Source organism: Bacillus sp. BP-3 (assembly GCF_028401955.1).
Classification (GTDB): Bacteria; Bacillota; Bacilli; order Bacillales; family Bacillaceae_G; genus Bacillus_A.
On the sequence record NZ_JAQOTJ010000001.1, the window covers coordinates 415,279 to 427,837 of the forward strand.

17 protein-coding genes are annotated in these 12,559 nt (G+C 36.9%); 10 read left to right on the forward strand and 7 right to left on the reverse strand.

What is annotated here, in order from left to right; genetic code table 11:
- Positions 1-49: 49 nt before the first annotated feature.
- Positions 50-631 (reverse strand): TetR/AcrR family transcriptional regulator, encoded by a 582-nt coding sequence (locus tag PLX19_RS02200; protein ID WP_272186868.1) that lies wholly within the window; start codon positions 629-631, stop codon positions 50-52.
- Between the two features lie 101 nt (positions 632-732).
- Positions 733-1,710 (reverse strand): LacI family DNA-binding transcriptional regulator, encoded by a 978-nt coding sequence (locus PLX19_RS02205; protein WP_272186869.1) that lies wholly within the window; start codon positions 1,708-1,710, stop codon positions 733-735.
- 248 nt (positions 1,711-1,958) lie between these two features.
- Between PLX19_RS02205 and PLX19_RS02210 the strand changes: the two genes are divergently transcribed.
- Complete coding sequence (locus PLX19_RS02210; protein ID WP_272186870.1) at positions 1,959-2,543, forward strand: DNA polymerase III subunit delta; 585 nt, start codon at positions 1,959-1,961, stop codon at positions 2,541-2,543.
- Positions 2,544-2,574: 31 nt separating this feature from the next.
- Here PLX19_RS02210 and PLX19_RS02215 read toward each other — a convergent pair whose 3' ends face one another.
- Positions 2,575-2,964 carry a rhodanese-like domain-containing protein gene (locus PLX19_RS02215; RefSeq protein ID WP_272186871.1) on the reverse strand — a complete coding sequence of 130 codons (390 nt, stop codon included), beginning with the start codon at positions 2,962-2,964 and terminating at the stop codon, positions 2,575-2,577.
- 167 nt (positions 2,965-3,131) lie between these two features.
- Between PLX19_RS02215 and PLX19_RS02220 the strand changes: the two genes are divergently transcribed.
- A complete protein-coding gene (locus PLX19_RS02220) occupies positions 3,132-3,968 on the forward strand; it encodes a lipoate--protein ligase family protein (RefSeq protein WP_272187004.1) in 837 nt (278 codons plus the stop codon).
- A 71-nt stretch (positions 3,969-4,039) separates the two neighbouring features.
- Here the strand turns inward: PLX19_RS02220 and PLX19_RS02225 are convergent, their stop codons facing one another.
- On the reverse strand, positions 4,040-4,888 hold the full coding sequence (locus PLX19_RS02225; RefSeq protein ID WP_272186873.1) for a hypothetical protein: 849 nt from the start codon (positions 4,886-4,888) through the stop codon (positions 4,040-4,042).
- Between the two features lie 528 nt (positions 4,889-5,416).
- Here PLX19_RS02225 and mntR point away from each other — a divergent pair.
- Positions 5,417-5,845: a transcriptional regulator MntR gene (mntR, locus tag PLX19_RS02235; RefSeq protein WP_272186874.1), complete on the forward strand. Its 429-nt coding sequence runs from the start codon at positions 5,417-5,419 to the stop codon at positions 5,843-5,845.
- 39 nt (positions 5,846-5,884) lie between these two features.
- Here the strand turns inward: mntR and PLX19_RS02240 are convergent, their stop codons facing one another.
- Together PLX19_RS02240 and PLX19_RS02245 are read right to left on the reverse strand one after the other, a co-directional pair.
- Entirely contained in the window at positions 5,885-6,289 is a 405-nt protein-coding gene (locus tag PLX19_RS02240) for an SA1362 family protein (protein WP_272186875.1), read from the reverse strand.
- A gap of 81 nt (positions 6,290-6,370) precedes the next feature.
- Positions 6,371-7,294 carry a DUF1385 domain-containing protein gene (locus PLX19_RS02245; RefSeq protein ID WP_272186877.1) on the reverse strand — a complete coding sequence of 308 codons (924 nt, stop codon included), beginning with the start codon at positions 7,292-7,294 and terminating at the stop codon, positions 6,371-6,373.
- 239 nt (positions 7,295-7,533) lie between these two features.
- Between PLX19_RS02245 and PLX19_RS02250 the strand changes: the two genes are divergently transcribed.
- Genes PLX19_RS02250 through efp form a run of 4 tightly spaced genes read left to right on the forward strand, consistent with a single transcriptional unit; the run spans position 7,534 to position 10,154 of the window.
- Complete coding sequence (locus PLX19_RS02250; protein ID WP_272186878.1) at positions 7,534-8,019, forward strand: YqhR family membrane protein; 486 nt, start codon at positions 7,534-7,536, stop codon at positions 8,017-8,019.
- 51 nt (positions 8,020-8,070) lie between these two features.
- Positions 8,071-8,511, forward strand: coding sequence for a type II 3-dehydroquinate dehydratase (gene aroQ / locus PLX19_RS02255; protein ID WP_272186879.1), 441 nt, complete (start codon positions 8,071-8,073; stop codon positions 8,509-8,511).
- Between the two features lie 3 nt (positions 8,512-8,514).
- Positions 8,515-9,576 (forward strand): Xaa-Pro dipeptidase, encoded by a 1,062-nt coding sequence (pepQ, locus tag PLX19_RS02260; protein WP_272186880.1) that lies wholly within the window; start codon positions 8,515-8,517, stop codon positions 9,574-9,576.
- A gap of 20 nt (positions 9,577-9,596) precedes the next feature.
- Entirely contained in the window at positions 9,597-10,154 is a 558-nt protein-coding gene (gene efp / locus PLX19_RS02265; protein ID WP_272186881.1) for an elongation factor P, read from the forward strand.
- Between the two features lie 143 nt (positions 10,155-10,297).
- Here efp and PLX19_RS02270 read toward each other — a convergent pair whose 3' ends face one another.
- Positions 10,298-10,618: a hypothetical protein gene (locus tag PLX19_RS02270; RefSeq protein ID WP_272186882.1), complete on the reverse strand. Its 321-nt coding sequence runs from the start codon at positions 10,616-10,618 to the stop codon at positions 10,298-10,300.
- 199 nt (positions 10,619-10,817) lie between these two features.
- Between PLX19_RS02270 and PLX19_RS02275 the strand changes: the two genes are divergently transcribed.
- Genes PLX19_RS02275 through spoIIIAB form a run of 3 tightly spaced genes read left to right on the forward strand, consistent with a single transcriptional unit; the run spans position 10,818 to position 12,556 of the window.
- Positions 10,818-11,099 carry a YqhV family protein gene (locus PLX19_RS02275; protein ID WP_035429538.1) on the forward strand — a complete coding sequence of 94 codons (282 nt, stop codon included), beginning with the start codon at positions 10,818-10,820 and terminating at the stop codon, positions 11,097-11,099.
- Between the two features lie 21 nt (positions 11,100-11,120).
- Positions 11,121-12,044, forward strand: a complete 924-nt coding sequence (gene spoIIIAA, locus PLX19_RS02280; protein ID WP_272186883.1) for a stage III sporulation protein AA — start codon at positions 11,121-11,123, stop codon at positions 12,042-12,044.
- A complete protein-coding gene (gene spoIIIAB / locus PLX19_RS02285) occupies positions 12,041-12,556 on the forward strand; it encodes a stage III sporulation protein SpoIIIAB (protein ID WP_272186884.1) in 516 nt (171 codons plus the stop codon). Before spoIIIAA ends, spoIIIAB begins: the two co-directional genes overlap by 4 nt.
- The last annotated feature ends 3 nt before the right edge of the window (positions 12,557-12,559 follow it).

The window sequence follows — 12,559 nt, forward strand, 5'->3', positions numbered from 1 at the left end:
CAATCGTTAGGTAAAGGGCGCGAAAATGACGTATTGCGTGTGCAATCCGTCAGCTTGACAAGCCGCGCCAAAATACTTTCCACGATGCATATAATCGATTTTCAAATGGTTGTATTCCAGCAAATAAAAATTCAACCATTAATCCGTCCATTAAACATAAATAAGCTGCAACAGCTTCCATTACTTCGATGCTACAAAGTTCTTTCTTTTCTTGTGCCTGTTCAAATATAGGTACTAAAAGCTGTCCGATGCTTTCGATGTATGCATTTGCTTTTTCAACAATTTGCTCGCGAAAGGCATCTGGTGGAAAAAATGAAGTGCGTAGCCAAAACATTGCTTCAATACTTTCTTGAAAGCGATGGCCATAATCTTTAAGAAGATGAAATAAAAAGTCTCCAAAGGGAGTTTCTTCTGACTTTTTCACATATTGTTTAAAGAATGCAAGATCCTTTTGTAAAGATTCTTCTAAGCAAATAAAATATAGCTCTTCTTTTCCTTTAAAGTGTGCATATATTGACGGTTTCTTAATTCCAACTTCATGTGCAATATTTGCTAGTGAAGTTCCTTCATAGCCATATCGTGCAAAGTGTGAAAGTGCTACAGATTTAATACGGTTTGCTGTCATACTCATCCCCTACCTACCGTTCGTTAGTTAAAGTGTAAAACAGAATAAGTGTATAGTCAAGAAGGGCAATCATGCAAAATTAATAAAAGCTCCAGTAATAGGAGCTTTTACACTGTTCCTCGTTCAATGAGACGAAACGGTAACTCTTCAGAAGTCCCTGTAATTTGTTCCTGTTGTACTTGTTCATAAAATAAGGAAAAAGCACGATTTCCCATTGCTAAGCCAGGATTTTCAATTGTTGTTATCTCTAATGCTTCAGAAATAGGATGGTTATCAAATCCTAAGATTGCTAAATCCTCTGGTACTCGCAGCCCCTGTTTTTTCGCTTCTGTTAATAATCCAGAAGCAACTTGATCGCTTGCAGCAAAAAGAGCGGTAGGACGATTTTTCATCGTTAGTATGCTTTGGATGATATTCGCACCGTCTTGAATTGTGTAGCATTGATAAAACTGCCAGTCTGTTTGCGAACGTTTACCTGCTGCATGAAGAGTGTCAAAGAAAGCTTGCTCACGCTGCTTCGTACTCACGCTTTTTTTGCGTGCTAAACAAAATCCAATGTGTTCGTGTCCGTTTTGTAATAAATATTCTGTTCCAATCCGAAAGCCGTCGTAATGATTAACATAGATAGATGATATAAGCGGATGCACCAGCTTTTCGCATGAAATGATAGGTGCAAATTTTGCATAAGGTTCAATTGCTTCCCATGAGCTCGTTCGGGAGCAAATAATCATACCATCAAATTGTTTCATTTTCATCATTTCAAGAACACGCATTTCTTCGATGCTATCGTAGCTTGTTTGACAGAGGTTAATGCGATATCCAGCTTCAAGTGCTTTCGTTCCAATACCTTCTATAATTGTACTAAAGTAAGGCAGATTAATAAAAGGAAGCATGACACCAATTGTATGTGTTTTTCCTTTTAGAAGATGAACCGCATTTACATTTTTGGCGTAATTTAATTCTTCAACAGTTTCTAGGACGCGTTGTCGTTTTTCTTCACTGACATATGGATGCTCATTTAAGACGCGTGAAACAGTCGTAACGGAGACGCCAGCCGCTTTCGCGATTTGTTTTATATTTACCATATGTTTCACCTCTATTTCTATTATACAAGAAAAGGGTCAAAGAAATCTTGTGAAACTCTTGACATGAAAAGCGTTTCATATTCTATCTTGTTAATAAAGCTTTTGTTATTCGCGTAACGATTAAATTCGGCGTGAGAGTAGCAAAAGCTTTTTTGTCAAATTGTGTGAGATAAAAGGGGAAAGTTTTCAAAGGTAGAGCAGTAAGAAAAAGAGAATATGAACATAACATACGAAAGCCTGAAAAGAGAATGTTAGGAAAGGGCGGATGCAAGTTGAAAAAACGGATGATATGTTTCGTATTTTCTAGTATGGTGTTAAGTGCATGTTCTTTTCAGCAAACTATGGTCGAAGAAAAAAAATTTGCTGAAAGTTTAGAGGCAAATGAAGATATGATGTCTGACCCAATGCCGGTACAGTCTGTAAAGAACGTTCTTCCTTTTTCTTTTTACACACCATCATTTTTACCGTATGACTCAACAGATAATCCAAAAGCAGTAGTTCGAAAAATGGGAGATAAGCGGATTGCTCTTGATATTAAATATGAACGGCAAGAGAAAGGCATGCGAGATTATATTGAATTAACAGTGGCAAACTTTTCGTACAATTTTCCTTATATCGTAGAACAAAATCGTTTTCAGGAGAAAGTAAGGCTTGCAAATGGTATAATAGCCTATTTTAAAAATAGTAACGAAGAAATGGACGGGGAAGATATGGCGACGCTCACATGGAAAGAAAAGAATGTGGAATATCAGTTGCTTTATCGGAATGTTCGTGATCAAGATAGTGAAGATGTTAAGAAAAATTTAGTATATATTGCTAGTAAAATGCAATAGCTAGCTTGTGTTCGACAAGCTAGCTATTTTATTATGAGTTTTTCTTTTTCACTTTACCAGACCAAGTTTTAAAGCCGCCTTGTAATTGATAAAATTCTTTATAGCCGTGTTTTTTTAAGAATTGTGCTGCGCGGCCTGTTCGGAAACCGTTTTGGCAGTACATATAAATCGGCTGATCAGTACGAAGTTCTTTGTAACGAAGACGTATTTGTGAAATCGGAATATTGCGCGCTCCTAAAATGTGACCAGCAGTATATTCGTCCGCTTCACGAATATCGATAAGCTGTGCCTTACGGTAACCAGCGCGAAATTCTTCTTCTGAAAGTGTTTTAATTAATTTCTTCTGATAGAAATACATCCATACAGAGTAGCCGATGAATCCTGCAGTTATGGCTAGTAAAATAATAACATTTGTTGACACGATTATATCGCTCCCTTTTTCTTATCCTACTCTCCATATTATAATGCCCATATGTATTTATGCAACAAGTTCATTTTGTATTAGAAGAAATTTCGTATTCTTTCACAAATTTTATCGAATTTGATAGACTAGAGAATGTGAAAAAAATTAGTTATATGAGGTGTGGGATGGAAAAGGAAAAATGGTGTTATATAAATTCCGGTAAATGCTCTCCGGCGTTTAATATGGCGTTAGATGAATGTTTGTTAAATTGGCAAAGTGAAAAGAAAATGCCGCCAACAATTCGTTTTTATGAATGGGAAGTTCCGACGTTAACAGTTGGTTATTTCCAGCGTGTTTCAAAAGAAATTGATATGGATGAAGTAAATAGAAATGGTTTTGGTTTTGTACGTCGTCAAACAGGTGGACGAGGCGTTCTTCATGATAATGAATTAACGTACAGTGTCATTGTGTCTGAAGAGCATCCAAACATGCCAAAAACAGTGACCGAAGCATATCGCGTTATTTCACAAGGATTGTTAGATGGCTTTAAAGCATTAGGTTTAGAAGCTTATTTCGCAGTACCAAAAACAGCTGAGGAGCGTGATAATTTGAAAAATCCACGTTCAGCAGTTTGTTTTGATGCTCCATCATGGTATGAAATTGTTGTAGAAGGGCGCAAAATTGCTGGAAGTGCACAAACTAGACAAAAAGGTGTTATTTTACAGCATGGTTCAATTCCGTTAGAAATTGATTTAGACGTGTTGTATGATTTGTTCCTGTTTCCAAATGAACGTGTGAAAGAACGCATGAAAAAAATGTTCTCTTCAAAAGCAATTGCAATTAATGAATTAACAGATCGTACTTTTACGATTCAGCAACTTATCGATGCATTCCATATTGGGTTTGAAAAAGGATTAAATGTGGAGCTTGTACCATATGAGTTAACAGAAGAACAACTTCATGAAGTGCAAACATTAGCAAAAGAAAAGTATGAAAGTGATAAATGGAATTATAAGAAATAAGGAGATGGATACCCATCTCCTTTTTTATATGAATGAGAGCTCTCCAGCAGGAGAAAGCTTTTCTTTATTAATTATAATAAGTTCAATACTTTTTCCACTTTAATGCCTTTTTGTTTTAGTGAACGCAAACGGTTTACAACATCCATAATTTCTGCATCGAATGCTACCGATATTCCTTGTTTTTGTAACTCATTTTTTAAATTCTCGATAGAATCATCTACATCCATACCAAGTTCGTAATCTTGACATACATCTACAGCTTGCTTTACAAGACGAATATATTTTTCTTGTAATTCAGAATTTGGTTGATTTGTTACAGGTTGTTTAACTGAAGGTGTTGGCTTTGCTGGAGTTGATACCGTTACTACCTTTTGTACTGTAGTTGGTGCAACTACTTCTTTTTGTACAGGTGTTGGTGTTGCTTTAACGACAGGCTCTGGACGCACCGGCTTTGGAATTGGTACCTGTGTAGGTGCAACATTTACAACTGGTTTTGTTACAGGTGTCGTTTCTTTTGAAGTTTCAACTACTGTTTCTTTCTTAGGCGCCGATGTTTCAACAACGGATAGGGAGTTTTCTTCCAATTCTACCGTTTCTTCTTTTGTTTCTTTACTCCACATCACGCGTTCAATTTGCAGTGAAACATTGTTTTTGTTCATGGCGCTTAATGTCACTTTCCCAACTTCGGCATTGCCAGTAAAATCGACAATTTTATAAATAACGCTCTTGTTCCAATCTACTTTTCCGCTCAAAAATAATTCTTCGTTACATTTTGGTGTTAAGCCCTCGATTTTAATTTCTGCGTTTACACCGTTTTCACTATACACCATAATTAGCGAAGCATTTACATCTTCGTCGGCTAACATTAGTTCACGTACCATTTTGCCGGTGCGTACTTGCGTTTTCTTCTTAAGTGACATCAAATTTCCCCTCTCAAAAATTTAGTAACAATAAAAATCTCATATAACGAAAAATAATTGCTCACGAAGAAATATGATACCGATAATAAAAGCATCACGTCAACAATTTACTTTAATTATTTTGCATTTTTCTTTTTTGTTTATGAAATTTTTTAATTTGTAAAATTAGACAGGAGAAAAACAGCCCTCAAAAAGAGCTGTTAAAATTTAGAATTTTATATAGGGATTTATTATGAAACGTAAAAGAAAAGGGTTAATAGAGAACCTTGCCAAATTGGTGAGTGATAGGATAGATAGCTTTGCTTTTTAAAATAAATATTAAAAAATACAGATGAACAAAATGGAATTGAAAAAGCTAAGCCAAATGTAATTCTTTGTTTCCAATTCATTGTTTGGTTAAATGAATCTCGTTTTGTGTGTTGCGGAAAATGGGGTTGTTTATCCCCTTGTCACAATATCCTTTCTGTTGTATCATTTTATTGATTGCTTGGTGCGGAATTTATAAACTGAATTGGATGGAGGAAAACGATGCCTACTCCTAGTATGGAAGATTATATCGAACAAATTTATTTGCTAATTGAAGAAAAGGGATATGCCCGTGTATCTGATATTGCTGAAGCGCTTAATGTACATCCATCCTCTGTAACAAAAATGGTCCAAAAACTTGATAAAGATGAATATCTTATTTATGAAAAATATAGAGGGCTTGTATTAACAACAAAAGGGAAAAAGATTGGTAAGAGCCTTGTTTATCGTCATGAATTGTTAGAACAGTTTATGCGTATTATCGGTGTAGATGAAAGTAAGATTTATAATGATGTAGAAGGAATTGAACATCATTTAAGCTGGGAAGCCATTGATCGTATTGGCGATTTAGTGCAGTATTTTGAGCAAGATGAGCTTCGCATTGAGGAGCTTCGTAGTGTTCAAAAGGCAAATGAAGAACAAGCGCAGTAATTGAACATATGAAACGATAAAAAAGAAAGACCACACTTCTTAAAAAGAAGCGCGGTCTTTCTTTTTACCTTTTTTACCTTCAATAACTGTTAAATGGGATTGCTTTCTTTTTCGTTTTAGGAAGGAAGTATTTCCTTTCTTTCCTTTCGTATCGGAAGCATTTTTCTTTAACAGATTGTTACTTAGGGGTGTTACATTTTGTTTTCCATATTTTCGGTTCGATTGTTTTGCAGCACGTTTGTAGGAAGATTTTGAGTTATTAGCTGAACTGCTCGAACTTGTAAGCATTTTATAAAGTAAATAAAAGACACCAACAACACCGAGCATGATCAGAATGTTTTTTACAACTCCCATTGGGTCTTCAATTGTGAATGATACAAGGTTAAATATTGCCAATCCAACAATTACAACAAATAGGGCGAACATAAATGAGCGACCGTTCATAAGGAACACCTCCTAAAAAGAAAGATATTTTAATTAGTTTATTAACGAAAGGCTAAGGAATTGAATAACATTACGAAAAAGTTATTGTTGTTTTCCTTCTAGACGCAGTAGTTCTTCAAATGATGCAATTGCTACTTCAACTTGATCATCTGTTGGTTCTTTCGTTGTTAACAGCTGAAGCCATAGACCAGGATATCCTAATGCGCGGAGCACTGGAACGTCCCGTAAGCTGTTTGTAAATTGCAACACTTCAAATGAAATGCCTAGCACTACAGGGATGAGCAAAATACGATTTAAAACGCGAACCCAAAGAGGATCGGTTGGAACGAGAAAATATACAAACATTCCGATAATAACAGTAAATATAATAAAGCTGCTGCCGCACCGGTAATGGAGGCGGGGTTGTTTTTGTACATTTTTTACTGTCAATGGAAGATTGTTCTCATAGGCATTAATTACTTTATGTTCTGCTCCGTGATATTGAAATACACGTTTAATAAGCGGAGTCAATGAAACAAAATAAATGTAACTAAGCAATAACATAAGTTTAATAACACTTTCAACAATGATTTGCCCTGCATGAGATGGAAAAACAGGTCTTGTTAGTTCTGCTAAAAGTGCAGGAGCTGCCGTGAAAATCACTTTTCCAAAGATAAAGGATAAAACACCGACTGCTGCAACGCTAAGTATCAGCGTTAACTTCGACTGCTCTTCTTTTTTCTGTGCGAATTGTGCATCCTCTGAAGGATCTACATCAAAGCGTTCTGAAGCAAAATTTAAATGCTTTGCTCCGTTTGCACTTGCATCAATAATTGCTGCGATTCCGCGTAGAAATGGAATTTTTTTAAACATAGATGATACTTTATTACGAACGCGTGGTAATCGATAAAATTCGATAGATTTATCTTTACGGCGAATCGCTGTAACAGTATATTCTCTACCGCCAAACATAACTCCTTCTACTACCGCTTGACCGCCGTAGATTTGTTTTGTCTCCTCTGCCATGTCAACACCAACCTGTATTTGTTTCTCTCTTATCAGAAAAGAGGTAGCGACTCTAGGTGATGTCAATATATTGTATGACATCACTACAGTTCCCTTTATTTTATCGACAAAAGTGCACTTCTGACAAGAAAAATCAGCAGGATGGGCGGACATTTCCTATTCTTTTTATAGACAAATTTCGCAGTATTTAAACATGCTTTAAATAAGTTTCGGACATACTAGTAGGCGGAGGTGTGGATGTGAAACAAGAACAATCTGTTACGAAAAAAATTGTCCAAATAGGTGTGTTTGGAGGTTTGTTTTGGGGATCTGTTTGGTACTTTCTTCATATTTTTTCTTTTACTGCCCTGGGACCTAATTATTTATTACTTCCGTTTGCGTTTGGAGATTGGAAAGAAGGAGTATGGGGAAATGTAGCTGGTATTATATGTATGGGGATACTTTCAATTCTTGTGGCGTTTATATATAAAGCAGTTTTGGGTAAGTTAGAAGGTCTCATTCCAGGTATTATATATGGACTTGTGTGGTGGGGATTATTATTCTTTGCAATTCCACCTGTTGCACCAGTTATAAAAAGCATGATGAAAATGCCTAAGGAAACGATTGTAACGACAGCATGTATTTTTATTTTATATGGTGTTTTTATTGCATACTCCGTTTCATTTGAAGTGAGTAACAACACTAGTACAACGGATGAGGAAAAGACAAACTATTCAAATAAGTGAGAGGTATGGTAGAATATTATATAGACATTTTTTTATTAAGGAGTTAGATATATGGAGAAGTTGCTCCTCGTTAATGGTCCTAATTTAAACCGTCTTGGTGTGCGAGAGGTTAATGTATATGGTACGGGGACGTTAGCGTCGTTAGAAATAGATATGAAGCAACAAGCAGAAAATTTGGGAGTGGAGCTAGAATGTTTCCAATCTAATCATGAGGGTGCCATTATTGATATCATTCATGAGGCTGAAGATACATATAAAGGAATTATTCTAAATCCAGGGGCATTTACGCATTATAGTTATGCAATTCGCGATGCAATTGCCAGTGTTTCGATTCCTGTTATCGAGGTACATATTTCAAATATTCATCAACGTGAATCGTTTCGCCACGTATCTGTTACGGCGCCGGTCACAGCGGGACAAATTGTAGGATTCGGTTTGTATGGCTATCATTTAGCGTTACTTGCATTAGTGGAGAAAATTCGGGAGGCGTAATTCATGGAGAAACTTACAAAATTAAGAAGTGCATTTGGAGAAGCGGGTATTGATGGTATTTTATTAACGAATCAACATAGTCGTAGATATATGGCAAACTTTACAGGAACAGCAGGCGTTGTATTAATTTCAAATGAACGTGCTTTATTTATTACAGATTTCCGTTACGTTGAACAGGCGCAAAAGCAAGCGGTTGGTTATGAAATCGTACAGCATACAGGTACGATTATTGAAGAAGTTGCAAAACAAGTAAAAGACTTAGGAATTCAAAAACTTGGTTTTGAGCAAGATATTCTTACATACAGCTCTTATACGGCATATAAAGAAGAGGTTGATGCAGAATTTGTTGCAACTTCTGGTATTGTAGAAAAGTTACGCTTGATTAAGACTGATTCAGAGATTAAGATATTAAAGGAAGCTGCACAGATTGCAGATGCTGCCTTTGAACATATTCTATCATTTATTCGCCCGGGAGTATCTGAGATTGAAGTGTCAAATGAACTTGAATTTTTCATGAGAAAGCAAGGGGCAACATCTTCTTCGTTTGATATTATCGTTGCTTCGGGACTTCGTTCAGCATTGCCGCACGGCGTGGCATCTGAAAAATTGATAGAAAAGGGAGATTTTGTTACATTAGACTTCGGTGCTTACTATAAAGGATATTGTTCCGATATTACTCGTACAGTTGCAGTAGGTGAGCCGTCTGATAAGTTAAAGGAAATTTATAATATTGTATTAGAAGCACAACTGCGTGGTGTAAACGGTATTAAAGCTGGTTTAACTGGTCGTGAAGCAGATGCTTTAACACGTGACTACATAACTGAAAAAGGATATGGTGAATATTTCGGGCATTCTACAGGTCATGGAATTGGTCTTGAAATCCATGAAGCACCAAGTTTAGCATTCCGCTCTGAAACGGTATTAGAGCCAGGAATGGCTGTCACTGTAGAGCCAGGAATTTATATTCCGAATGTAGGCGGAGTTCGCATTGAAGATGATATTATAGTAACGGCTGAAGGTAATGAAGTGTTAACTAAATCTCCAAAAGAACTTATCATTTTGTAATACACAGGAGGATTTTTTGCATGATTTCAGTAAATGATTTTCGTACAGGATTAACAATTGCGGTGGACAACAGCCTATGGCAGGTTATCGATTTTCAACACGTAAAACCAGGTAAAGGTGCTGCATTCGTTCGCTCTAAATTACGTAACCTTCGCACAGGTTCTGTTCAAGAAAAAACATTCCGTGCTGGTGAAAAAGTTGAAAAAGCGCATATTGAAAACCGTCGTATGCAATATTTATATGCAAGCGGTGATGCTCATGTATTCATGGATAACGGAACATATGAGCAAATCGAGCTTACTGATAAGCAAATTGAACATGAATTAAAATTCTTGAAAGAAAACATGGAAGTAGCGATCATGACATACCAAGGCGAAGTACTTGGTGTAGAACTTCCAAACACTGTTGAGTTAAAAGTTGTTGAAACTGAGCCGGGCATTAAAGGCGATACAGCTTCTAACGTAACAAAACCAGCTACATTAGAAACTGGTCTAGTTGTACAAGTACCGATCTTCATTAATGAAGGTGAAATGCTTATTATTAACACAGGAGAATCAAAATACGTTTCTCGTGCGTAATGAAAAAACACTCGTGGGTAATCAATACCACGAGTGTTTTTTTTATCCCACTATTCGAGGGCCGTAATACTCCCACTTTAAAATTCGCTAAAATAAAGAAGTATGGTGGGAGATAAACTGCCCCCACTGATTAAAGTTTCACTTTATGTGAAATAAGGCAGGTAATAAATAACAGTTACAATAAAGCTAATGGTAAGTAGTAAAAGAGTCCCAGTCATATAGGGGTTCATTCGAATTTGAAAAGGTGTTACTTCTCCGCCGTCAAGGCCCGTCAAACCTTTTGTGATGACACGGTCTACATTTGCGTTTCGGTTCATATTTAAAAGAAAAAGCCATGTGAGTCCGAAGATGGCCACACTCCCCAAAAAGAAACTTTCCATAAATGTCCAGTTAACAAATTTAGCAAATAAGAAAATAAGAGCTACTTCTAAAATGAGTGCAAGAGATATTTTTAGAATTTTCATTTATTTCCCCTTTTGATTTTAATATACTATATTTTCACAAAAAATGACTTAACTTTATTTGATAATCAAAAAATTCCTTTTTCACTTCTGAAATAGACAGCCTGTGCATATGGTTGTACAAACGTACTCTTTCATCTTGTTTAATGGGGTATATATGTGCTGTTAGGACGGTGTAAGGATAACGAGAGAAGGTGAGAGGATGAAACAATGGCTAGCGGCATTTGAAACGTCTGTGCTCGTAATGGCGCTTCTTAGAATCTTCTCGGGAAGTATGGAGATTTTCGCCGCGTTGCTTATGTTGTATTTCAATGATGCCAAAAAAGCATTGTTTGTAAATGGCATGCTTGCATTTGTTGGCCCAACCGTTTTAATTGTAACGATGTCGATTGGAATTGCGAGCGTTACGAATGAAATTTCTTTTTTGAAATTATTTTTTTTGGCGCTTGGAATTGGCTGTATTTTTATTGCGGTACTGAAATAGCGATATGATGGGGAGAGAGCTATGAAAGAAGTATTAGAGATGTTGCCAAAGCAAATCGAACATTTTATACAGGACTATAAAGAATGTGACGGATTAGAAGAAATACGGATTCGGATCGGAAGGCCGCTTGAATGTATTGCGCGCGGGGAAGCGCATTTTTATAACTATATTGTGACGAGAGAAGATGCAGCGTATTTGCTGAATAAGCTGAGTCAATATTCACTTTATACGATGGAAGAAGAATTAAAGCGAGGGTATATTACACTGCGCGGAGGACATCGCGTTGGTCTAGCGGGCAAAGTTATTATGGAAAAGAGCGCAGTGAAAATGATTCGGGATGTGGCGTCATTTAATGTTCGAATTGCTCGGCAAAAAAAGGGGATTGCTGAGCCGCTTATACCATATTTATATGAGAATCATTGGCTGAATACGATGATTATCGGTCCGCCGCAAACAGGAAAAACAACATTATTGCGTGATGTAGCACGCCTCATGAGTGCAGGTGTTCCAAGGCAACATATTCCATCTTGTAAAGTTGGTATTGTAGATGAAAGGTCAGAAATTGCGGGGTGCGTGAAAGGTGTGCCGCAATATGAGTTTGGAACAAGAGTGGATGTGCTAGATGCATGTCCAAAAGCAGAAGGTATGATGATGATGATTCGCTCAATGAGTCCCGATATATTAATTGTTGATGAAATCGGCCGGCCGGAAGATAGTGAAGCAATTATGGAAGCTGTTCATGCTGGTGTTCAATTGTTTACGAGTGTGCATGGACAAGGACATGAAGATATACTGAAACGCCCTTCGTTAAGGGAAATCGTAGAACTAGGCGTGTTTGAACGCTTTATTGAGCTTTCTAAAATAAAAGGACCAGGAACGATTATGGATATGAAGGATGGCAGCGGAAGGCCAATTCGCCGTGGAGAGAAGGTGCTGAGCGGATGATTAAATTTTTTGGTGCGGCACTTATTGTGGCTGTATCAACATTTTTTGGTTTTTCATATGCGAAGAAATATAGTGAGCGACCTCGCCAATTGCGGTTGTTAAAGGCGGCGCTGCAATCACTTGAGGCGGAAATTATGTATGGACATACCCCGTTGTCAGAGGCAGCTGCACGTCTTGTAAAACAAATGCCAAAGCCTTTGAACTGGTTATTTGATAGTTTTCATGAACGATTAGAAAGGGGAGAGCAAACAGTTCGGGAAGCATGGATGGATAGTTTACAAGAAAATTGGAAACTTACAGCATTGAAGCAAACAGAATATGAGATTTTACAACAATTTGGAGAAACGTTAGGACAACACGATCGTGAGTCACAGCAAAAGCATATTCGTTTATGTATTACTCATTTAGAGAGAGAAGAAGGAGAAGCAAAGGAAATGCAAATTCAGTACGAAAAGATGATGAAAAGTTTAGGAGTATTAGCAGGATTACTTATCGTTATTTTACTGTTGTAAGGG

Bases quoted from the DNA above. Each gene is read 5' to 3' on its own strand.
- PLX19_RS02200 (WP_272186868.1), bottom strand. From the start codon at position 631: ATGAGTATGACAGCAAACCGTATTAAATCTGTAGCACTTTCACACTTT.
- PLX19_RS02205 (WP_272186869.1), bottom strand. From the start codon at position 1,710: ATGGTAAATATAAAACAAATCGCGAAAGCGGCTGGCGTCTCCGTTACG.
- PLX19_RS02210 (WP_272186870.1), top strand. From the start codon at position 1,959: ATGTTAGGAAAGGGCGGATGCAAGTTGAAAAAACGGATGATATGTTTC.
- PLX19_RS02220 (WP_272187004.1), top strand. From the start codon at position 3,132: ATGGAAAAGGAAAAATGGTGTTATATAAATTCCGGTAAATGCTCTCCG.
- PLX19_RS02225 (WP_272186873.1), bottom strand. From the start codon at position 4,888: ATGTCACTTAAGAAGAAAACGCAAGTACGCACCGGCAAAATGGTACGT.
- mntR (WP_272186874.1), top strand. From the start codon at position 5,417: ATGCCTACTCCTAGTATGGAAGATTATATCGAACAAATTTATTTGCTA.
- PLX19_RS02240 (WP_272186875.1), bottom strand. From the start codon at position 6,289: ATGAACGGTCGCTCATTTATGTTCGCCCTATTTGTTGTAATTGTTGGA.
- PLX19_RS02245 (WP_272186877.1), bottom strand. From the start codon at position 7,294: ATGGCAGAGGAGACAAAACAAATCTACGGCGGTCAAGCGGTAGTAGAA.
- aroQ (WP_272186879.1), top strand. From the start codon at position 8,071: ATGGAGAAGTTGCTCCTCGTTAATGGTCCTAATTTAAACCGTCTTGGT.
- pepQ (WP_272186880.1), top strand. From the start codon at position 8,515: ATGGAGAAACTTACAAAATTAAGAAGTGCATTTGGAGAAGCGGGTATT.
- efp (WP_272186881.1), top strand. From the start codon at position 9,597: ATGATTTCAGTAAATGATTTTCGTACAGGATTAACAATTGCGGTGGAC.
- PLX19_RS02270 (WP_272186882.1), bottom strand. From the start codon at position 10,618: ATGAAAATTCTAAAAATATCTCTTGCACTCATTTTAGAAGTAGCTCTT.
- PLX19_RS02275 (WP_035429538.1), top strand. From the start codon at position 10,818: ATGAAACAATGGCTAGCGGCATTTGAAACGTCTGTGCTCGTAATGGCG.
- spoIIIAA (WP_272186883.1), top strand. From the start codon at position 11,121: ATGAAAGAAGTATTAGAGATGTTGCCAAAGCAAATCGAACATTTTATA.
- spoIIIAB (WP_272186884.1), top strand. From the start codon at position 12,041: ATGATTAAATTTTTTGGTGCGGCACTTATTGTGGCTGTATCAACATTT.